The organism is Exiguobacterium sp. s191, assembly GCF_018618955.1.
Lineage (GTDB): Bacteria > Bacillota > Bacilli > Exiguobacteriales > Exiguobacteriaceae > Exiguobacterium_A > Exiguobacterium_A abrahamii.
The window spans coordinates 2,098,406-2,120,199 of record NZ_JACSNC010000001.1 but is presented as its reverse complement, the minus strand read 5'-3'; the positions used below and the strand labels follow the sequence as shown (position 1 = coordinate 2,120,199).

Annotated in this window: 21 protein-coding genes; 19 read left to right on the top strand and 2 right to left on the bottom strand. The window is 49.0% G+C overall.

The genetic code is table 11. The features are described from left to right. Nucleotides 1-49 precede the first annotated feature (49 nt). From KNQ09_RS11075 to mreB, 18 genes are all read left to right on the top strand, one after another. Complete coding sequence (locus KNQ09_RS11075; RefSeq protein ID WP_214805617.1) at nucleotides 50-1,078, top strand: ABC transporter permease; 1,029 nt, start codon at nucleotides 50-52, stop codon at nucleotides 1,076-1,078. Then, entirely contained in the window at nucleotides 1,075-1,743 is a 669-nt protein-coding gene (locus KNQ09_RS11070; RefSeq protein WP_214858436.1) for an ABC transporter ATP-binding protein, read from the top strand. The genes KNQ09_RS11075 and KNQ09_RS11070 overlap by 4 nt, the downstream gene beginning before the upstream one ends. A 153-nt stretch (nucleotides 1,744-1,896) precedes the next feature. Beyond that, complete coding sequence (locus tag KNQ09_RS11065; RefSeq protein WP_214858434.1) at nucleotides 1,897-2,856, top strand: tol-pal system YbgF family protein; 960 nt, start codon at nucleotides 1,897-1,899, stop codon at nucleotides 2,854-2,856. A gap of 72 nt (nucleotides 2,857-2,928) precedes the next feature. Continuing rightward, nucleotides 2,929-3,558 (top strand): uracil phosphoribosyltransferase, encoded by a 630-nt coding sequence (upp, locus tag KNQ09_RS11060; RefSeq protein WP_029342745.1) that lies wholly within the window; start codon nucleotides 2,929-2,931, stop codon nucleotides 3,556-3,558. A 125-nt stretch (nucleotides 3,559-3,683) separates the two neighbouring features. After that, a complete protein-coding gene (gene wecB / locus KNQ09_RS11055) occupies nucleotides 3,684-4,817 on the top strand; it encodes a non-hydrolyzing UDP-N-acetylglucosamine 2-epimerase (RefSeq protein ID WP_064299241.1) in 1,134 nt (377 codons plus the stop codon). A 765-nt stretch (nucleotides 4,818-5,582) separates the two neighbouring features. Continuing rightward, nucleotides 5,583-5,801: an AtpZ/AtpI family protein gene (locus tag KNQ09_RS11050; RefSeq protein ID WP_214858432.1), complete on the top strand. Its 219-nt coding sequence runs from the start codon at nucleotides 5,583-5,585 to the stop codon at nucleotides 5,799-5,801. Next, complete coding sequence (locus tag KNQ09_RS11045) at nucleotides 5,798-6,184, top strand: ATP synthase subunit I (protein ID WP_023469501.1); 387 nt, start codon at nucleotides 5,798-5,800, stop codon at nucleotides 6,182-6,184. Before KNQ09_RS11050 ends, KNQ09_RS11045 begins: the two co-directional genes overlap by 4 nt. Before the next feature lie 8 nt (nucleotides 6,185-6,192). Then, nucleotides 6,193-6,936 carry a F0F1 ATP synthase subunit A gene (gene atpB / locus KNQ09_RS11040; RefSeq protein ID WP_214858430.1) on the top strand — a complete coding sequence of 248 codons (744 nt, stop codon included), beginning with the start codon at nucleotides 6,193-6,195 and terminating at the stop codon, nucleotides 6,934-6,936. A 75-nt stretch (nucleotides 6,937-7,011) separates the two neighbouring features. Continuing rightward, nucleotides 7,012-7,224 (top strand): F0F1 ATP synthase subunit C, encoded by a 213-nt coding sequence (atpE, locus tag KNQ09_RS11035; protein WP_023469499.1) that lies wholly within the window; start codon nucleotides 7,012-7,014, stop codon nucleotides 7,222-7,224. Between the two features lie 127 nt (nucleotides 7,225-7,351). Then, a complete protein-coding gene (gene atpF / locus KNQ09_RS11030; RefSeq protein ID WP_214858428.1) occupies nucleotides 7,352-7,885 on the top strand; it encodes a F0F1 ATP synthase subunit B in 534 nt (177 codons plus the stop codon). Next, complete coding sequence (locus tag KNQ09_RS11025) at nucleotides 7,885-8,418, top strand: F0F1 ATP synthase subunit delta (protein ID WP_050676947.1); 534 nt, start codon at nucleotides 7,885-7,887, stop codon at nucleotides 8,416-8,418. Before atpF ends, KNQ09_RS11025 begins: the two co-directional genes overlap by 1 nt. Nucleotides 8,419-8,437: 19 nt before the next feature. Continuing rightward, nucleotides 8,438-9,946, top strand: coding sequence for a F0F1 ATP synthase subunit alpha (atpA, locus tag KNQ09_RS11020; RefSeq protein ID WP_035395863.1), 1,509 nt, complete (start codon nucleotides 8,438-8,440; stop codon nucleotides 9,944-9,946). 42 nt (nucleotides 9,947-9,988) lie between these two features. Beyond that, a complete protein-coding gene (gene atpG, locus KNQ09_RS11015) occupies nucleotides 9,989-10,840 on the top strand; it encodes an ATP synthase F1 subunit gamma (RefSeq protein WP_214747105.1) in 852 nt (283 codons plus the stop codon). A gap of 36 nt (nucleotides 10,841-10,876) precedes the next feature. Beyond that, on the top strand, nucleotides 10,877-12,295 hold the full coding sequence (gene atpD, locus KNQ09_RS11010) for a F0F1 ATP synthase subunit beta (protein ID WP_023469494.1): 1,419 nt from the start codon (nucleotides 10,877-10,879) through the stop codon (nucleotides 12,293-12,295). 26 nt (nucleotides 12,296-12,321) lie between these two features. Then, nucleotides 12,322-12,735: a F0F1 ATP synthase subunit epsilon gene (locus KNQ09_RS11005; RefSeq protein ID WP_023469493.1), complete on the top strand. Its 414-nt coding sequence runs from the start codon at nucleotides 12,322-12,324 to the stop codon at nucleotides 12,733-12,735. A 348-nt stretch (nucleotides 12,736-13,083) separates the two neighbouring features. After that, nucleotides 13,084-13,284: a DUF1146 domain-containing protein gene (locus KNQ09_RS11000; protein WP_230088486.1), complete on the top strand. Its 201-nt coding sequence runs from the start codon at nucleotides 13,084-13,086 to the stop codon at nucleotides 13,282-13,284. 251 nt (nucleotides 13,285-13,535) lie between these two features. Beyond that, entirely contained in the window at nucleotides 13,536-14,840 is a 1,305-nt protein-coding gene (gene murA / locus KNQ09_RS10995; protein WP_058704128.1) for a UDP-N-acetylglucosamine 1-carboxyvinyltransferase, read from the top strand. Nucleotides 14,841-15,059: 219 nt separating this feature from the next. After that, entirely contained in the window at nucleotides 15,060-16,040 is a 981-nt protein-coding gene (mreB, locus tag KNQ09_RS10990) for a rod shape-determining protein MreB (RefSeq protein ID WP_050676945.1), read from the top strand. Nucleotides 16,041-16,510: 470 nt separating this feature from the next. Here the strand turns inward: mreB and KNQ09_RS10985 are convergent, their stop codons facing one another. After that, on the bottom strand, nucleotides 16,511-17,380 hold the full coding sequence (locus KNQ09_RS10985) for a hypothetical protein (protein WP_214858427.1): 870 nt from the start codon (nucleotides 17,378-17,380) through the stop codon (nucleotides 16,511-16,513). A gap of 180 nt (nucleotides 17,381-17,560) precedes the next feature. On the opposite strand from KNQ09_RS10985, the gene KNQ09_RS10980 reads away from it, so the two are divergent. After that, nucleotides 17,561-18,760 (top strand): multidrug efflux MFS transporter, encoded by a 1,200-nt coding sequence (locus KNQ09_RS10980; RefSeq protein ID WP_064299247.1) that lies wholly within the window; start codon nucleotides 17,561-17,563, stop codon nucleotides 18,758-18,760. Between the two features lie 45 nt (nucleotides 18,761-18,805). Here KNQ09_RS10980 and KNQ09_RS10975 read toward each other — a convergent pair whose 3' ends face one another. Continuing rightward, a complete protein-coding gene (locus tag KNQ09_RS10975; protein WP_214858426.1) occupies nucleotides 18,806-21,616 on the bottom strand; it encodes a sensor domain-containing protein in 2,811 nt (936 codons plus the stop codon). Between the last annotated feature and the right edge of the window lie 178 nt (nucleotides 21,617-21,794).

Genomic DNA, 21,794 nt, shown 5'->3' with positions numbered 1-21,794 from the left:
TGCAGTCGTATCATCAATCCTGTAGCGAACATACAGGAGGGATCACGCGATGAAGTTAGGATGGAAAGAACTCGTCCGGATGAAAGGACGATTCAGTTGGATGACGATCGTGACGATGTTGATCGTCTTATTGATTTTGATGATCACCGGTCTTGCGGATGGACTGGCCTATGACAATGGGGCTGCCGTTCGGAATCTGCCGGTCGAGCAGTTTGCGCTGAGTAAAGACGCAGAAGGACAGCTGACGCGTTCGTTCTTACAGGCGGACGAGACACCAAAGGGCGCGGAAGCACTCGGTGTCCAGAACATGGTGCTTGAGAAGAAGAATGGAACGAAGGATGATGTGACGGTCTTTGCGTTACCAGAGACGACGAATTATGGTCCAAAACAGTTGCAATCATTGCAAAAAGGTGAAGTTCTCGTTGATGCTGCGTACGCGGAGCAACGCGGAACCCGTGTTGGCGATACGATTACGGATTTTCGGACGAAAGAGACGTTCCGAATTGCCGGTACAGTAACGGACGGACGTTATAGTCACGCACCGGTCCTTTGGATGACGGATGAATCGTGGCAAGCATGGCAATCGAAGATGGGGGCATCATACGTCTCAGCGTATATCGGTCAGTCGTTGCAAACGGATCAAGCCGTCTTCTCAAAACAAGCAGTCGTTGAGAACGTACCAGGCTATGCAGCGGAGCAAAACTCCTTCCAGATGATGCGGGTCGCACTCGTCGTCATCGGGGCATTGATTCTGACTGCCTTCTTCTATATTTTGACGATGCAAAAGATGAAACAGCTCGGTGTCTTGAAGGCAATCGGCATCCGGACCCGGACGATGGGTGCGAGTCTACTCGTACAAGTCATCCTCTTGACGAGCCTCGCCTTTGCTGTCAGCGTCGCCATCACCTATTTAACAAGTCGTTTCTTACCGGCGGATCTTCCATTCCGTTTTGAATGGTCGACTAGTCTGATGTACGGCGGCATTTTACTCGTAACGGCAATCCTCGGTGCGCTCGTTCCGTTACGGATGGTCAAGAAACTCGAAGCGGCAGATGCGATGGGAGGAATGAACGGATGATTCGATTAAATCAGATTGAGCAAAGTTATGGTGAGATGACGGTTCTACATGACATCAACTTACAAGCAGAAGCGGGTGAGTTGATTGCCCTCGTCGGACCAAGTGGTAGCGGGAAAAGTACATTGCTCCAGTTGCTTGGATTGTTACAGACACCAACGAACGGTGCCGTCTACTTTGATGATACGTGCGTCAGTGAAGCAGCGGACGAAGAACGTCGTCGTTTGCGTCTCGAGGAAGTCGGGTTCATCTTTCAAGAATCGCATCTCGTACCATTTTTGACAGCAGGAGAGCAACTCGAATTGGTCGCAAAGGAGGCTGGACGGACGGTTGACGCGACGGCGGCGCTCGCCGTGTTCGGACTCGAGCACCGGAAAGACCATTTGCCGCACGCCTTATCAGGTGGCGAACGACAACGTGTCGCGATTGCCCGGGCCTTCGTCAATGAACCACGACTTGTACTCGCGGATGAACCGACGGCAAGTCTCGATTATCCGAATGGTCGCCGGGTGATGGAGCTGTTGCAACAACAAGCGCATGAGTCGAACAAGACCGTCATCGTCATCACGCATGACGAACGGATGCTTGACGTCTGTGACCGGATTTGGCGGATTGAAGATGGGCGGATCACGGAAGCAACAGCATCCCGATCCTATTCTCATAGCTGAACGACTTTTCCTTTTGCTTTCGTGCGTCAGTGCATGTAAAAGCAAAAGGTTTTTTGATGATTTGTCCACAAGATAGGGGAAACGGACCATTTGCGGAAGCGTTATCTTTGTTATACTTAACCATAGTAAAAAAAGATAAGGGTGGAAATAAATGTGAATTTGACAGCCTTGATTCAAAGTGAATTACAAGCCATCCAGACCGAACGATTGACGGAATGGTTTACACATAAAAGCCGCGAGCGCCGGGAATATCAACGGATGCTCGAAGATTTCAAAGCAATCGTCATCATGCAACAGGCAGGATTTTATGAGCAAGCAGATGCTCGTTTTGAACAGTGGAAGACCTTACCGATGCCAGCAGAAGTCTATCGTTATCGCCTGGCGATTGCAGGAAAAGCAGGCGGAAAACGCATTGTGCAGAAACGACTGTCATCGTTTCCGATGACGGTTCAGAATCATCCACAATTGAAAGACTGGAAGAGACTCGGAAAAATGAACCAGTGGTGGATTGGTGGAGCTGTTGCTGTCGTCTCTCTCATTCTCGTCTGGACACAGTTGGATAGCGAACCTGCCACAACACCGGTCGCAACGAAACAAACAGAGGTCGAGCAACAACTCGCAGCGTTGCAAAGGGAAGTCGAACAGTTAAAAGAAAAAAACGAACAATTGGCAAGTGAGCAAGAGAAGGCGAAAGCGATCAAGCCAGAGAAGAAGGAAGCAAAAACGGAAACGCAGGAGCCAAAAGTGTCTGCGAAAGACGCGCTCGAGCAAGGGGTTGCTGCCGTTCAGGCGAAAGACTACAAACGAGCAGACAGTGTCTTGACTGGATCCGTCTTGACGAACAAAGAGACAGCGGGTATGGCACGCTTCTATAAGTTGATCACTGCCGGAAAGCTCAAGCAGACGACACAGGCGGATTATATTGCCTATCGGAAAGATTTCCCGAAGTCCGGATACATGAGTGACGTCCTCTGGATGCAAGCGGTCTATGAACAAAAATATAAAAAAGGTGATTATCGTGCGACCTTGCAAGAACTCGCGAAACAACCGGACAATGAATGGTCTTACGCCGCAAAAGCAATTCTATCAGGGAAGAGTACGCTCGGGAACTGACGAAAAAACAGTTCCCAAGCAGTACGTTTTTAGAGTACAATGCGAAAAGAGAATGGAGAGGAGATGCAAACAATGAGTAAAGTACATGTATTTGATCACCCATTGATTCAGCACAAGATGACGATCATGCGTAAAGTCGAAACAGGAACGAAACAATTCCGGGAACTTGTCGACGAGGTGGCTTCATTGATGGCATATGAAATCACACGTGACCTTCCACTCACAGATGTCGCGATCGAGACACCGGTCACGAAGACGACGCAAAAGATGATCGAAGGCAAGAAACTCGGGATCGTCCCGATTCTCCGCGCCGGTCTCGGTATGGTCGACGGCATGCTCCGCATGATGCCGAACGTCAAAGTCGGTCACATCGGTTTGTACCGTGACCCAGAGACACTCGAGCCAACGGAATACTACCTCAAGCTCCCAACAGACGTCGCAGAACGTGATTTCGTCGTCGTTGACCCGATGCTTGCGACAGGTGGTTCGGCGGCAGACGCCATCTCCTCCTTAAAGAAACAAGGGGCAAAGAGCATCAAGCTCGCATGTCTCTGTGCAGCACCTGAAGGCGTCAAACGCGTTCAAGAAGAACACCCGGATGTCGACATCTACCTCGCGGCACTCGACGAGAAGTTGGACGACCACGGATATATCGTCCCAGGACTCGGTGATGCAGGAGACCGTCTCTTCGGAACGAAGTAAAAAACAGCAAGATACACAAAAAGACCGCAGACGATGATCTGCGGTCTTTTCGTTGCTATTTCGTAAACTGCGCAAGACTGCTGAAATATGCTTTAATGAAAAAAGGAAAAAAGGAGGAAGTCACCATGCCGATTACAGTCATGCCGATTTTCGGGACACGACCGGAAGCCATCAAGATGGCACCGCTCGTCAATGCCCTGAAGCAACACCCTGCTTTTGATGTTCATGTTACGATCACTGCCCAGCACCGCGAGATGCTCGATCAAGTGCTCGAACTGTTCGAGATTGAACCGGATCATGATTTAAATATCATGAAGCAACGTCAGACACTTGTTGATATTACGACGCGTGGTCTCGAGGGACTCGATGCGATCATGAAGGAGATCAAGCCAGATCTTGTCCTCGTTCATGGGGATACGACGACGACGTTCGTCGGAAGCCTGGCTGCCTATTACAATCAGATCGCAGTCGGTCACGTCGAGGCGGGACTGCGCACGTATAATAAGTACTCTCCGTTCCCGGAAGAGGTCAATCGTCAGTTGACGTCGACGCTTGCGGACTTACATTTCGCTCCGACAGCGCAAGCTGCAGCGAATCTCGCATCCGAAAATCGTCATGCTGGTGTCTACATCACGGGGAATACGGCGATCGATGCCCTGCAGACGACCGTCCAAACCGATTACGTCCATCCGATGCTTGAGACGGTCGGGGATCGGAAGCTGATCTTGATGACAGCGCACCGTCGTGAGAACCAAGGCGAAAAGATGCATCAGATGTTCCGAGCGATCCGTCGTCTCGTCGATGCGTTCCCGGATACACATGTCGTTTATCCGGTCCACCTCAATCCGGTCGTTCAAGAAGCAGCGAAAACGGTCTTTGAGGGGCATGACCGGATTTCGTTGATTGCTCCGCTCGACGTGTTCGACTTCCACAACTTCGCAAGTCGTGCGCATTTGATCCTGACTGACTCGGGTGGCGTACAGGAAGAAGCGCCGTCACTTGGTGTACCTGTACTCGTCTTACGCGATACGACAGAGCGTCCGGAAGGGATTGCTGCTGGAACGTTGAAGCTTGCCGGTACGGAAGAAGAGACGATCTATCAGATGGCAACGGAATTGTTGACGAACGAAACACTTTATCAAGAGATGGCGCATGCTTCGAACCCGTACGGAGATGGTCATGCCTCAGAACGCATCGTCCAAGCGATCTTGCATCACTTCGGTCAAGGGGAAGCTCCGGCACCGTTACTCACGCAATGAAGTAGGACAACACGCGTCATCACCCGACTCCTACAGGAGAAAGCGCGACAAGTCGCGCTTTCAGAGACGAACAAGACCCGAATTCACGGACCGGAAGGAACGTGAATCCTGGCTTGTGTCTCGCCTGAGGAAAGCGGGTGAAGGAAGCGTGGAAAATTCAAAGCAAGATAAAATACTAGTATATGTAGCTTCTTACACGAAGGAGCTATATTATTTTTGTCATTTCCGCTAAAATCAGCTCATTTGTTTAGAAAATGTAAAACCAGATGACCTTGAAACTGGAAAGGAAACGATGACGATTCAAGCTGTGACATACCGCACGATTGAAAAAATGGAAATCGCTGAAATGTATTGTTACAAACAGATGTCAGAGCTGTTTTTATGTCCCGATTCGGAAGCGTTTTCAATTGTGAACAAAAAATGTTTTTTCACAAAATCGACACAAATCAATTTTAGAGGTCTTGTTTCGCTTTAACGGGCACGATATAACGTTACTATTCAACGGTTTTGTTCACCATATGAACAATCTCTTTAACCGTTGATAGTACTACATATTTTCTTCACATCTTCGTGAAATGACTTGCACGGATGACATCTGTGAAAACCTTATCAATCGTTGATATGTATAGGTTTTTCGGCTCTGTTTTTATTGTGAATTCATTTGACTATGAAAGCTGCTTCATTGTATTCTTGACTAGTATGAAAATCCGCAAATTGTGGGAAAGAAAAAGAACTCACAATTGGGAAAAAAGGGGGTCGTCTCTAGTGCGCCAAAACGGGCTCGCGAAGAGTATGGTCATGGCCTCGCAAATTTCGACGGCACTGGCTGCACCGATCGTCATTGGCTTTTTGGTTGGGAACTATGGGGAACAACAACAATGGTGGGAAAAAATGGGTGCGACGTTCGCTGTGTTCATCGGGATTTTCATCGGCATTCTTTGCATGATCGCCATGATCAGGCACTTGTTAGGGGAGAAGACATGAACATCATCCTTCAAGATGCGTTGTATCGTGCGTACTTACGATGGTTTGGACTCTTTTATGGAATCCTGGCTGTCCTGCTGCTCATTGGACGCCCGAGTGATCCAGTCATTTATGGACTAGCACTTGGTGGAACTGGCAGCTTTCTGATCTTGACGCTTCAACGACTCAGCGTCGATCGGATGTATCGTGTAATCGAGACGGGGCGCAAGCCAGTGTCTCGAGGGACCGTTTCACGCATGGCGGTCGCGGTACTTTGTGTGATGATCGGTTTGAAATATCAAACTGAATTGTCATTAACTGCGGTGGTAATAGGCCTTCTCGCCGGCCACGTCATACAATTTTGTGAGTTCTTGACTCACGAACTCAAGCGGGAAAAGAGGTGAATAGTCAAATGAACCACGAAATGCCACTTTACGAAATCCCACTCTGGGGTGACTTCGTTCTGTACGGTAGCTGGACGAACTTGATCACAGTATTGATTGCTGCTGCTCTCGTCTTCTTGATTGCCGTGGCCGGTACGCGACGTCTTGTGATGAAGCCAACCGGTGCTCAAAACGTGATGGAGATGTTCCTCGAATTCGTTCGCGGTATCATCAGCAGCACGATGGACTGGAAAACAGGGGGTCGCTTCCTTACGTTCGGAATGACATTATTCCTGTTCATCCTTGTGTCCAACATCATGGGTCTCCCATTCAACGTCGTGACGGGACACTACATTTGGTTCAACTCACCAACTGCAGATCCTTACGTGACACTGGCACTTTCATCTATGGTAGTGGTCATGAGCCATTACTACGGTGTGAAGATGCGAGGCTTCGGCGCTTATGCGAAAACATTCATGACGCCGATGTTTATCATTACCATCATCGAGGAGTTTGCAAACACGTTGACGCTTGGTCTTCGTCTTTACGGAAACATCTTCGCTGGTGAAATCATGATCGGAATCATTCTTTCGATCGGTATCGTCTCTGGTACGAACGATTTCCAATTCGCCGGACCACTAGGCGCGATCATCTCGGGTATCCCGATGTTGATCTGGCAAGGATTCTCACTCTTCATCGGTGGTATCCAAGCGTACATCTTCCTTATCCTGACGATGGTTTACATCGGACATAAGGCAGCGCACGACCATTAATTCGAAGGTAAAGCATCCGCTTTTCCGATAACAGCACGACAAATCAATGAACATACTCTAGGGAGGCAATTTATCATGAATCTTATTGCAACAGCGATCATCATCGGACTCGGCGCACTCGGCGCAGGTATCGGTAACGGTCTTATCGTAAACGGTACAGTATTAGGTCAAGCACGTCAGCCAGAACTCAAAAACGAACTTCGTCAAACAATGTTCATCGGTATCGGTCTCGTCGAGGCACTTCCAATCATCGGTGTAGCGGTCGGTTTCCTTCTTCTCAACTCTTAATCCACGATTAACGAGAACGGACTACATAGGGCGCTATTCGTTCAACGTTTGAGTGAACCGTCACGGGAGCTTAGGCTCCCTTATGTAGATATTGAAGTCGAACCAACCACGAGGGGAGTGTAATCGAATGAATCTAACGTATCTTGCGGCTGAAGGAGTATCGGAATCCAACGAACCCCTTATCGCCAACATGATCGTCACGATCGTCGTTTTCCTCTTGCTCCTCATCCTCTTGAAGAAATTCGCATGGGGCCCGCTCGTCAACATGATGAAAGCGCGGGAAGAGCATGTGGCTAGCGAGATCAACTCGGCTGAAAAGAGCCGTAAAGACGCTGAAGTCTACGTAGAACAACAACGCGAAGAATTAAACAAGGCGCGTACGGAAGCACGCGACCTTTTAGAAGCATCACGCCGTCAGGCAGAAGCAGAGCAAGCACGTGCGATGGAGCAGGCACGTCTTGAATCCGAAATGAGTAAGGAAGAAGCTCGCCGTGCGATCGAACGTGAACGCGCTGAAGCACAAGCTGCTTTGAAGAACGATGTCGCTCTTCAAGCAATCGCTGCAGCACGCCACGTCATGAAAACACAGCTTGCGACGGACGAAGCCGCTCAAAAAGCACTCGTCGATCAATTCCTTGCTGATACTAAGGGCACGAACTAATGCGTGATCACGTAGCGGGACGCTACGCAAAAGCGCTCTTCGATCTTGCGCTTGAGCACCATGTGCTCGAGCAAGCAGAAGCTGATGTGCGGACGCTCGGCGAAGTGCTCCACGCAACACCAGAGCTCGCTTCGGTTTTAGATAACCCATCGATTTCTGCTGAAGAGCTCAAGCAAGTTCTTCAAACAAGCTTCACTGGCTTCAACTCGATCGTCTTGAACACATTGCTCGTCATGGTCGAAAACGACCGGGCAGCAGAGATCGTTACATTACCGGAACACTTCATTGCATTGTTGAATGAACACCGCAATGTCGCGACGGCAATCGTCACGAGTGCATACAAATTGTCAGACGAGGAACTCACGAAAGTGAAAGAGACGTTTGGCCAAAAATCAGGTAAAACGCTTGAAGTCGAGAACGTCGTCGACACGCGTGTCATCGGAGGACTTCGCGTTCAAATCGGTTACACGACATATGACGGTACGATCGAAACTAAACTAACGCGCCTTGAGCGTGAGCTGTTAAAAGCGTAAGAAAATAGGGGTGAAACGCATGAGCATTAGAGCTGAAGAAATCAGCGCCCTGCTTAAAGCGCGTATCGCGCAGTACGGTTCTACGATGGAAGTGAACGAGACAGGTACGGTCATCCAAATCGGTGATGGTATCGCTCGTGCACACGGACTCGACAACGTCATGTCGGGAGAGCTCGTAGAATTCGCTAACGGCACAATGGGCTTGGCGCAAAACTTAGAAGAAGGCAACGTCGGTATCATCATCCTCGGTGACTACCTTGAAATCAAAGAAGGCGACTCTGTTCGCCGTACGGGTCGCATCATGGAAGTACCAACAGGAGACGCACTCCTCGGACGTGTCGTTAACCCACTCGGTATGCCAATCGATGGTCTTGGTCCAATCGAAACAGAACACTACAACCCGATCGAGCGTAAGGCGTCTGGCGTCATGGCGCGTAAATCGGTACACGAACCACTTCAGACGGGAATCAAGGCGATCGATGCCCTCGTTCCAATCGGTCGTGGACAGCGTGAGTTGATCATCGGTGACCGTCAGACGGGTAAAACGTCGATCGCGATCGATACGATCATCAACCAAAAAGAAGAAAACATGATCTGTATCTACGTCGCAATCGGACAAAAAGAATCAACAGTCCGTGGCGTCGTCGAGACGCTCCGTAAAAACGGTGCCCTCGATTACACGATCGTCGTTTCGGCAGCGGCTTCACAGCCAGCTCCACTTCTTTACCTCGCACCATTCGCAGGTGTCGCGATGGGTGAACACTTCATGGACCAAGGCAAACACGTTCTTGTCATCTATGATGATCTTTCAAAACAAGCAGCTGCTTACCGTGAGCTTTCACTTCTCTTGAAACGCCCACCAGGCCGCGAAGCTTACCCAGGGGATGTCTTCTACCTCCACTCACGCCTTCTTGAGCGTGCGGCGAAGTTGAACGACGAGCTTGGCGCAGGTAGTTTGACTGCCCTTCCGTTCATCGAAACACAAGCGTCGGATATCTCAGCTTACATCCCGACGAACGTTATCTCGATCACGGATGGTCAAATCTTCCTTCAATCGGATCTCTTCTTCTCAGGTGTCCGTCCCGCGATCAACCCGGGTCTCTCGGTATCGCGTGTAGGTGGTTCGGCTCAAGTAAAAGCGATGAAGAAGGTAGCGGGTACGCTCCGTCTTGACCTCGCATCTTACCGTGAGCTTGAAGCATTCGCACAGTTCGGATCTGACCTTGATAAAGCGACTCAATCGAAGCTTAACCGTGGTGAGCGGACAGTTGAAGTCTTGAAACAAGACTTGAACCAACCACTTACTGTCGATAAGCAAGTCATCATCATCTATGCCTTGACTCGTGGTCACCTTGATGATGTTGCTGTAACGGATATTCGTCGTTTTGAAAAGGAACTCAACCTCTGGCTCGATCAAAACCGCAAACAACTTTGCGATGAGATCCGTAAGACAGGTAACCTTCCAGCAGACGAAGAGCTCGTAGCAGCAATCTCAGAATTTAAGAAAACGTTCCAAGCGACGGTTTAATCCGGCGGAACGCTCTTGATACTAACAAGGTGGTGAATCGAAATGGCATCGTTGCGCGAGATACAAACGCGGATCAACTCGACGAAAAGTACGAAACAGATCACGAAAGCGATGAACATGGTTTCGGCGTCGAAACTGAACCGCGCTCAAGCACATAGCGCGAAGTTCCAACCTTACATGCTGAAAATGCAAGAGGTACTCGGAACCATTGCGAATGGCACGACAGGTGCGAGCCATCCGATGCTCGAGAAACGTCCCGTCCAAAAGACGGGCTACATCGTCATCACATCGGATCGCGGCTTAGCTGGTGCATATAACGCCAACGTGCTGCGTGAAGTCTACCGGGAAATCAAAGAAAAGCATACTACGGACAGTTACGTTCTCTTCGTGGTCGGTAAAGTCGGTGTCCAGTTCTTCCGTTCACGCGGAATCACGGTCACGGATGCGATCACAGGCTTGAACGATTCTCCTTCGTATGTCGACGTCGCTGAAATCGTGAAGCGCACAGTGAGTGCGTTCACGATCGGCGAAATCGACGAGCTCAAGCTGTGCTACAACCACTTCTTATCTGTCATCAGCCAAGAAGTGAAAGTCGAAACCCTTCTCCCACTCGGAGAAATCGAAGCTTCGTCTTCGACGACTTATGAGTACGAGCCAAGCGAGGAACAAATCCTTGCGGAACTCCTCCCGCGTTATGCGGAGAGCTTGATCTTCGGTGCGCTTCTTGACGCGAAAGTAGCAGAACATGCGTCACGTATGACAGCAATGCAAAGTGCGACAGATAACGCAGATGACTTGATCGGTCGATTGACTCTCGTCTACAACCGAGCTCGACAAGCTGCGATCACGCAAGAAATCACAGAGATCGTCAGTGGGGCTGCTGCGCAGCAGTAATCCCGACTGGCGTAACGATAGGTAGGAGGAAACACGATGAACGAACTCGGTTTAAAAGGCCGCGTCGTCGCGGTCATGGGACCTGTCATCGACGTTAAGTTCGAAGGACACTTACCGAACATCTACAACGCGCTTCGTATTCAATATACGCCGCAAACTGTAGAAGAAGTGGCTATCGACTTGACGCTTGAGGTCGCCCTGCACCTTGGTGACGACGTCGTCCGTACCATTGCGATGGACTCTACGGATGGAGTACGCCGTGGAATGGAAGTACTCGATACGAATGCTCCAATCTCGGTACCCGTCGGAGAAGCGACACTTGGTCGCGTCTTCAACGTACTCGGTAACCCAATTGATGAAAAAGAAATCGCTGCTGACGTGGAACGTCTTCCGATCCACAAAAAAGCACCGACTTTCGATAACCTTTCAACGAAAGTTGAAATCCTCGAGACTGGAATTAAAGTCGTCGACTTGCTCGCTCCTTACATCAAGGGTGGTAAGATCGGTCTCTTCGGTGGTGCCGGTGTAGGTAAGACCGTCCTCATCCAGGAATTGATCAACAACATCGCCCAAGAGCACAGCGGTATCTCGGTATTCGCAGGTGTTGGTGAGCGAACTCGTGAAGGAAATGACTTGTTCCACGAGATGACGGATTCAGGCGTTATTAAACAAACAGCGATGGTCTTCGGTCAGATGAACGAACCACCGGGTGCACGTCTTCGTGTTGCCTTGACTGGTTTGACAATGGCAGAGTACTTCCGTGATGAGCAAGGACAAGACGTTCTTCTCTTCGTTGATAACATCTTCCGTTACACACAAGCGGGTTCTGAGGTATCGGCCCTTCTCGGTCGTATGCCATCTGCCGTTGGTTACCAGCCGACACTCGCAACAGAGATGGGTATGCTCCAAGAGCGAATCACATCAACAAACAAAGGTTCGGTTACATCGATCCAAGCGGTTTATGTACCAGCCGATGACTATACTGACCCGGCTCCTGCGACGACGTTTGCTCACTTAGATGCAACGACGAACCTTGAGCGCCGTCTCTCTGAGATGGGGATCTATCCTGCCGTGGATCCACTTGCTTCGACATCACGCGCCCTTTCACCGGAAATCGTCGGCGAAGAGCACTACGGTGTTGCACGTCAAGTTCAGGAAACACTTCAGCGTTATAAAGAACTTCAAGATATCATCGCGATCCTCGGTATGGACGAGTTGTCAGAAGACGACAAATTGACTGTACACCGTGCGCGTCGTATCCAGTTCTTCTTGTCGCAGAACTTCCACGTAGCTGAGCAGTTCACAGGACAAAAAGGATCGTACGTCCCAGTTAAGGACACGATCCGCGGCTTCAAAGAAATCCTCGAAGGTAAACACGATGACTTAACGGAAGAAGCATTCCGTCTCGTTGGTCCGATCGAAGATGCGATTGAAAAAGCGAAGGCGCTTGTCTAAGTGACAAAGCATAAGGGGGACTTGAGATGAACACACTTCATGTCAATATCGTCACCCCGGATGGCGAAGTGTATGATGGCGATATCCGTATGGTCGTTGCGAAGACGATTTCTGGTGAGATCGGGGTTCTCCCGCACCACGTCCCACTCGTAACACCACTCGATATCAGCATCTTGAAGTTGCGCCACGAAGATGGCGGACGCACGTTGATCGCTATCAGCGGTGGCTTTATGGAAGTGCGCCAGGATACTGTAACGGTTCTTGCGGAAACTGCGGAGCAAGCAGACAAGGTCGACTATGACCGTGCTGCAGCTGCGAAGGTTCGTGCAGAACGTCGTCTCCAGGACACGAAATTATCAGAACTCGAATTCAAGCGTGCTGAACTTTCACTGAAACGAGCAGTTAACCGTCTCAGCTTGAAAGACTACGGTCGCGATTGATTTGATGAAACCCCGGTTCCGTTCGCGGAACTGGGGTTTTTTTGTACAAATCATCAATGATTTTCCGTATGGCAACCGTTTTCGCAACACGATGAAGGATACAGGTTTAAAATACTGCAAAAATGTAAAAGTACACTATATGCCTCGTCTTCACGAATTCTTCAACCTTTTTTCAGTAGAAGACCAAATTTATCTTCAATAAATATATTTTATACGCTAAAATTAATTCAGCGTGTTCTTTTTTGTTTGCGCAATCATTCATTTTATGAAATCATAGTAGAGTTGAAGAAACTATGAAGAAGAGGTGCAACGAAAGTGACATCTATTGGTGTGAGTGCGTTAGTTAGTATGCTGGTCTATATCGTAGCGATTTTACTCGCTTGGTGGTCCTTGTTACCAGTCAAATGGGAGAAAATCCTGCAACATCCTAAAGGACCGCATGCGGTAGCCTTACGAACGATTCTTGCGATTGCACTCGGATCCATCGTAGCGCGCTTTTTACTGGATTATGCCGGTTTTGCACAACGTCTTCAGTTTTTAATCGGGTGAACTTGTAACTGCATTGTAAACCCTCAAATGGTAATTTGTTTTACCATGGAACAGGACACTGCTCTTTCAATGAAGGAACACAGTCATTTAGCAATCATCTAACATTACAATCGAAACGTCGTATTGGCTTTGTAGTAAGAGATCAACTATAGGGAAGTTTCTTTTCTAACATTCGTTGAATTCCAACTATGATCCTCACCAATCACGAATTGAACATACTAGAACAGAAACGAAGCAGAGGAGTAGGGAGAATGGAAAAAATCGTTGTCCGTGGCGGACGTAAATTAGCTGGAACAGTCAAAGTAGAAGGTGCAAAGAACGCGGTCTTAAAAACACTCGTCGCGACATTGCTTGCATCAGAGGGACAATCAGTTCTTCAAAACGTACCACGTCTAGCAGACGTCTATACAATCAATAACGTCTTACGCAACTTGAACGCAGAAGTCGAATTCGACGCAGAAGCAAACACGGTGACGGTCAATGCAGAGCCGAATCTCAAAGACGAGGCACCACTCGAGTACGTGCGTAAGATGCGAGCTTCGATTCTCGTCATGGGTCCATTACTTGCACGCCTCGGGCGCGCACGTGTCGCAATGCCAGGTGGATGTGCAATTGGATCACGTCCGATTGATCTTCACTTGAAAGGATTCGAAGCGATGGGCGCAAAAACGATCATCGGAAACGGATTCGTTGAAGCACATGTCGACGGTCGCCTCCAAGGTGCAAAAATCTACCTCGACTTCCCATCTGTCGGTGCGACAGAAAACATCATGATGGCTGCGACACTCGCAGAAGGAACGACAGTCATCGAGAACGTCGCAAAAGAACCAGAAATCGTTGACCTTGCGAACTTCTTGAACGCAATGGGCGCAAAAGTCCGCGGTGCAGGTACAGAAACGATCCGCATCGAAGGCGTCGAGAAATTACACGGTGCAACACACTACGTCATTCCTGACCGAATCGAAGCAGGTACGTTCATGATCGCAGCAGCAATCACAGAAGGTGACGTCGAAGTCATCGGTGCTGAGCGCGAACACCTTCGTCCACTCATCTCGAAGATGGAAGAGATGGGCGTTAAGATCACGGATACAGAAGAAGGGCTCCGCGTCGTCGGTCCAGCGAAACTCGAAGCAGTTGACGTCAAGACGATGCCACACCCAGGCTTCCCGACAGATGTTCAAGCACAAATGATGGCACTCGTCCTCAAAGCAGGCGGCACATCAGTTATCACGGAAACGGTCTTCGAAAACCGCTTCATGCACGTTGAAGAATTCCGCCGCATGAACGCTGACATCAAGATCGAAGGTCGTTCATCGATCATCAACGGTGGCGTACAGTTGCAAGGTGCAGAAGTTCTTTCAACGGATCTTCGTTCAGGTGCAGCACTCGTCACAGCAGGATTGATCGCTGAAGGCGAAACACGCGTTGGTGCACTTCACCACATCGACCGTGGATACGTCGACTTCCACTTGAAGTTACAAGCACTTGGTGCAGACGTAGAGCGTGTGACAGAAGAAGCGGTAGTCGTTGAAGAAACAGCTGCTACAAAACTTTAAGCAATTATATAAGAGCATCATCCCATTTTGCGGGATGGTGCTCTTTTTTGTCGTCTTTTAAAAATGACGACAATGAAATCCGAAAAGCAGAAAAAGAAAGTCGTTTCACGAGGGGGCATATGCTAGAATTGAAAGGTATGTATACATAAATGGGTTAGACGTCCAAACGACGTTCTATATTTTGGAAGAATAGCCAGTGGGTAAAGGAGAGCACACGAGATGTTTTCAAGAGATATCGGAATCGACTTAGGGACGGCGAATGTCGTCATTCATGTCAAAGGGAGAGGCATCGTCCTCGATGAGCCATCGGTCGTCGCGATCGATAAGGCAACAGGTAAGATTCATGCGGTAGGTACGGAAGCACACTTGATGGTAGGGCGGACACCGGGGAATATTGTGGCCATTCGACCACTTCAAGACGGTGTCATTGCTGATTTCGAAATGACGGAAGCAATGCTTCGCCATTTCATCGATAAGATTGAAGTCCGTAAGATGTTCGGTGGAGTCCGGATGTTGATCTGTACACCAGCAAGCATCACGACGGTTGAGGCGAAGGCAATTCGTCAAGCCGGTGAAAAGTCAGGTGCAAAGACGGTCTTCCTCGAAGTCGAGCCGAAGGTCGCAGCAGTTGGTGCCGGTATGGACATTTGGATGCCAGCAGGGCACATGGTCATTGATATCGGTGGCGGAACGACGGATGTTGCCGTACTTTCAATGGGTGATATCGTATGCGGAGAGACGATCAAGGTCGCAGGAGATCGTTTCGACCACGACATCATCCGTTCGATCAAGGATACACATAAGCTCATCATCGGGGAACGGACGGCACAAGCCGTCAAGACGACGGTTGCCACTGTATCAGAAGACGGACGTCGCGAGCAGATGGACATTCGTGGGCGAAATCTCGTGACGGGTTTACCGCACAACATCACGGTGACATCGGAAGAGATGCACGATGCGCTTGCGGAAGCAGCGATGGAGATCGTCGAGGCAACGAAGCGTGTGCTCGAGAAGACACCACCGGAGCTTGCAGCGGACATCATCGATCGTGGTATCATCCTGACGGGTGGAGGCGCGTTGCTGGACGGAATCGATCAACTGCTCGCAAAAGAACTTGGTCTACCGGTTCTGATCGCAGAAGATCCGATGTTATGTGTCGCACGCGGTACAGGAATCATGCTCGACAATCTTGGGAAGTAAGAGCGTGTCAGCGTAAAGGATATGATCTCTCGTAAAAGTTCATTCCTATAACGACTGTCTTGTCCTTCTCGCTTTCCACAGGCGGGAGGTAAGCCGCGACAGCGCGCATTTCATGCGAGTTGTCGGGTCTTACCTATCCCTGACGAAAGTGCTGCTTGCACTTTCTTTTCCTGCAGGAGTCGAGAATGGACAAGTTCGTTCGATATGAATCAAACCAATAGGGAGTCCGGTTTCCGAAGTACGTATCGGAAACTGGACTCCCTTTGTTTTAAACATAATGCAATGCCATGGTACTAAATGATCATGTGCCTCCTTGTGCTTCATCCGACTCCTACAGGGAAAAGCGCGATTTTGCGCTGTCAGAGACAAACAAGACCCGGCTTCACTGTTATACGAACAGTGAAGACTGGCTTGTGTCTCGCCTGAGGAAAGCGGATGAAAAGCAAAGGGGGCAGACAGATGAAGATAGTTCACTGCGTACTACGCATGAACGCTTGGTACGCTTCAAAATCATGATAGACGATCGCACTTGGCGGTAGTGAACTGGCCATCGTTTGATTGACGAGCTGATTCAGCTGCGTCCGCGTCTTGCCATAGAACGTGATGTCCGGTGTCTCGGGAAGTTCAGTGAACTCGATCGCATACGATAACGTGTGATTGTTGCTTGCGGCATAGAGCGCGTCCGTCATCGTGATCGCACCAAGTCCATTCCCACCACCATAGACGGTCCGGTAACTCATCAACGTGACTTCGTCGGCGAGATCCATTGCCCACTCGCTGAGAGGGCGACCGTTCGCATCCTGTACGGTATGGAACCAGAACGGGAGGAACAGTTGAAGTGGTAGTCCTTCAGTAGACGCTTTCTCGCGAAAGGCGAGTAAGATCCGTTCGTAGGAGGCGATGACACGTGGTTGGTCCGTCTCCCATTCCGGTAAGGCATACGGTTCGAGATCAATGCTGATGCCGTCCGGATGACTGATCGTTTCCTGCTGATAGGTCGAAATCCAGGCTAACGGATCCTCGACGTTTGGTCGAGCTGTCGTTCCTTCGTTTGTGATCCAGCGCGGCTGTCCGAATAGGAAGTACACTTCAATGCCGACAGCGTGCGCTTTTTCAACGAATGTTCGGTAGAGAGTACGGTCACCCTCGACAGCGACATGCAGATAGACACGTTTCATCTGTCTGTTTGCCAGCTGATTGATCTTCGTTGAAATGGATTTGGCCTCTGGGATGGACCAGATGACCGTGTGACGAGTGACGGAAACGGCAGCTGAACTCTTGAGTGGTAGTCCGAATTGAAGCAACGACAGACAGACTACGCCAATCAAAAAGCGTTTCATTTCAATTTCACTCCTTCGTGTGGATTACCTTACTATCGGTCGTTGAGCAGTCGCTTATATGCATCAAAGGTCCTGTTCTACACTTTGACAGTTCAAATCCTAGACATTTCATAATGTGAAGTGTATATTAAAAGTTGTTGCATTGAAATGAATTGTCAAATAAAAGGAAGTGATGCCACAATGCCATTGTGGAAAAGAAATTTAGTAGTCGTCTGGTTCGGTAGTTTTTTGACCGCTGCCGCCCTCAGTCTCGTGTTACCGTTTTTGCCTTTATTCATTGAAGAACTCGGTGTCGACAGCCGACAAGATATTACGACCTGGTCCGGTATCGCCTTTGGCGCAACCTTCCTCATTGCTGCGATCGTCTCACCAATCTGGGGTCGTCTCGCCGATCGAAAAGGACGGAAGCTGATGTTGCTTCGTGCAAGTCTTGGTATGTCGATCGTCATGTTCTTGATTAGTTTTGTTCAAGACGTCTACCAACTCGTCTTTTTACGTCTTGTCATGGGAGCCGTATCCGGATTCATCTCAGCCGGTATCACACTCGTTGCTTCCCAAACCCCAAAAGAGAAAAGTGGCTGGGCGCTCGGCACCCTTTCGACCGGTGGGATTGCCGGTGGATTGCTAGGACCTCTCATTGGAGGATTCCTTGCCGACGTTGTTGGGCTTCGACCCGTTTTTCTCTTTACGAGCGTGCCGCTCTTCATCACGTTCCTCGTTACTTATTTCTTTGTCAAAGAAGAATTTGTACCACTGAAAGTCAAAAAGATGGCGTCTGCTAAAGAAGTCATTCAATCACTCCGTCATCCGGAATTGATTTTAAGTCTCTTTTTAACGACGTTCCTGATTCAGTTCGCAGCGCAATCCATCAGTCCGATTCTGTCACTCTACGTCCGGGAACTCAGTCCGGGTACGGAACGACTCGCTTTGCTATCCGGGATTGTGGCCTCTGCACCCGGGATTGCTGCTTTGATCGCGGCGCAACGGCTCGGTCGGCTGTCTGATAAGATTGGGGCAGAGCGTGTCCTGTTCTTTGCCTTACTCGTCTTTGCGGCGTTCTTGATTCCGCAGGCGTTCGTTACGGATACAAGCCAGTTGATCGTCTTGCGGATGGGAATCGGATTTGCAACGGCTGCTTTGCTACCGTCAGTGCAAACCTTGCTTCGTAAGAACACACCAGCGAATTCGTCGGGTCGTATTTTCGGTTACAACCAGTCGGCACAATTCATGGGGAACTTCCTCGGACCACTCGCTGGTGGACAGATCGCCGGTCATTTCGGCTTTGAAGCCTTGTTCCTCTTCACCGGCTTGATCGTCATCACGAATGCCGTACTCGAACGGACGCAGACCGCCGTCTTGAAAAAGAATCCGAATAACTAATGAAAGCTTCCATCCCCGTTTGATTAAAGGGATGGAAGCTTTTTTTCATACAGTCGATTGTTCGAAGAAGTCGTCGACGCGAGAATGATGGGAGTGATTCAACTGTTCTTGGACGATGAGAGACAAGGCGCGGACTTGGAAGTCAGCGACATAGTAGAAGAGACCGTTATCGAGTTCCGAAATCGACGTCGGTTCAATAAAGATGTCGGGATGTGTCAGGTGGTGCAGTTGCAGGGAGAGTTCCAGTTTATGCTTCACCGGCAATCGAATCGAGGAATAGAAAGAAATCGTTCGATTCGTACAGCGATTGATCAAGATTGGAGACGATCCGACTTGGATCGGCTGCCCATTCAGCTTCGAAATCGTCACCTTCGCATGCAGACTGAGAATTGGCTCCTTCGGTGGAGCGGTTCCCGTATCTTTTGGATAGAGCGTGCCGTTCTCAAGTAGTTGCTTAAATGTCTTGATATCGACGGGTTTACTGAAAAGATAGCCTTGGATCATGTCACATTCTAAGTCCCGATAGAGGTTCAGTTGTTGCATGTTCTCGATACCCTCCGCAACGACGGTCAAACCGAATTCCTTCGCCATGTAGATGACACTTTTAATGACAGAGAGACTCTTTGGATCGTGTTCGGCATGGAGCGCGAACGATCGATCAATCTTCAGGCAATGCACCGGATAACGCTGGACATAAGAAATCGATGAATAAGCCGTTCCGAAATCATCGAGTGATAGTTTGACACCGAGATCAACGAGACGGTCGAGTGTCTCGAGGACTTGTCCGCCTTCAAGCAGCACGTCGGACTCAAGTAGTTCAATCTCTAACAGATGTCCAGGAACACCGTGTTTTTTTAAGTGTCGTTCGACGATACTCGCAAAATCACCGTAGAACAATCGTTTCGGTGATAAGTTGATCGATAGCGGAACGACATGTTCCGGTTGTTCATCGAGTAAATTGCGGATTAATTGGCACGCTTGATCGAGTACCCAGTCACCGATGTGGATGTAAAGATCACTTTCTTCTGACAGAGATAAGAAATCCTTTGGCGCCAGTCGACCCCACTCCGGATGTTCCCAACGGATTAGCGCTTCTGCACCAACGATACGTCCACTCCAACTATCGACTTTCGGTTGGTACTCAAGGAAGAGTTGATTTTTTTTGATGACATGGCGTAAATCGCGTTCGAGTTGATAGCGACGGTACATCGTGATGTCGAGTTTCGATGAATAGAACTGGAAGTTACTCTTAGAGATCGACTTGGCACGGCGGAGTGCCGTGTATGTCTGTTTAATCAACTCTTCTGCCGTATGATCGTGATGGACGGAATAGGTGATGCCGATGAAGACCTTCGAAAACAGTTCATAGGACAAGACGTCGAACCGGTGATGGGTCAGCTCGAGCAATTGATTAGCAAGTCCGATTGCCCGTGTTTCGTCAATCTTACCTTTTAAGATGATAAGAAATTTATCACCGAATAGATGACCAATAAATACTTCTTTTTTGATAAGCTTTTTCACGGCTGCACTCGTCTGACGGATCCATTCTTCCCCGATTTCGTGACCGAATCGCTCAGCGAGACGGCTGTGTTGATTAAACGTGACCGTTAATAAAGTGAAGGGGGAACGATGCTTCAATAATTCCCGAACCTGTTCTAACGTAAAGGCATGATTGGGTAAATCGGTGATCGGGTCATGCATCGACAAGTGCCAAATCTCATGCTGTTGTTCCTTTAGACGCGTGATATCGGTCGAGACACCATAGTGACCGAGAACTTCACCATGTGCATCGATGATCGGGATACACGTCTCTTCGACCCAGAATTGGCGGTCGGGATAGTTTAAACGATAGACGAGTCGAACGACTTCCCCTTGACGAATTTTCGGATATGCCTCTTTCATGAGAATGAGATCTTCTGATGAGACGAGTTTCGTCCACAGTTGATGATCCTGTTCGATTCGCCGGAGATAATCGGTATACGGTTCAAGGAATCCGGCAGCATGAAACATCACGGTATTGTCTTTATAACGATGCTCGTAAGCGGTCGTATGCAGCGACGTGAAGAACTTTTTAAGGGAGGCAATCGCAAGATCCCGTTCTTGCTCGAGCTGGATGAGCGGTGTCGCATCCTTAAGAATGAAGAGGAGTGAACTCGGAATCGTATCCGTCTGAACGACACCTTCACAGTGGACGATCTTTTGGAATTGACCTCTGCGCCCCATCCGTAACTGCATCGAGAAGATTGGAATTTGCCCCATATGCAGTGCGAGACTTTGTTCGCGGAAAATCGTTCGATCTTCTGGATGGAGCTCTTCAAGAAAGTCATAGGTATCCATCTTCGCTAAGTGATTCTTAGAAAGTTGTAATAGTGTAGCGAGAGAGGGAGATGCGACGATTTCTTTCGACGTTGGGAAGTATTCAACGAAACTGACCCCTTCGATCGCGTTCGTCAATCGATCTTTCATCAATAAGCGCTGGTAATCGGTTCGGAGTTCCTGTTGCTGTGATACATCACGGGCAATCCCATAAAGACCGATGATGACACGTTGGTCGTAAATCGGGATGTTCGTGACGTTCAACGTCAACCAGTGTCCGTCTTTATGACGAACTGTCGTCGTGAAGTGGACGGTTTCGCCCGAATAGACGCGTTTCTTGAACTGTTTGACTTCCTCTACATCATTGGGCTTTAAAAACGTTTCGAAATGGAGTTGCTTAAGACTATCCCGGTCATAACCGAGCATAAGCGGAAATTTATTGTTGAAGGAAATGAAGTGACCTTTTGTATCCATCGTATAGACGGCATCCGGATGATTTTCCAAAAAATAAGTGACGTCGGACAGTGTGTATAAATCCAAAGACCCAGGCACAGTTCGTTCAGTGGCACGTTTTTTAAAGAAGCTCATAGGTTTCACCTCGAGGATCATGTTTTTGTTGTTTATAGCATAACAATATTTGTCAATTTTGAATATGTAATCTATTTAAAAAAAGGCAAACGTGATTATAATAGGTCTTTTGATTCATCTCTTCCGAACA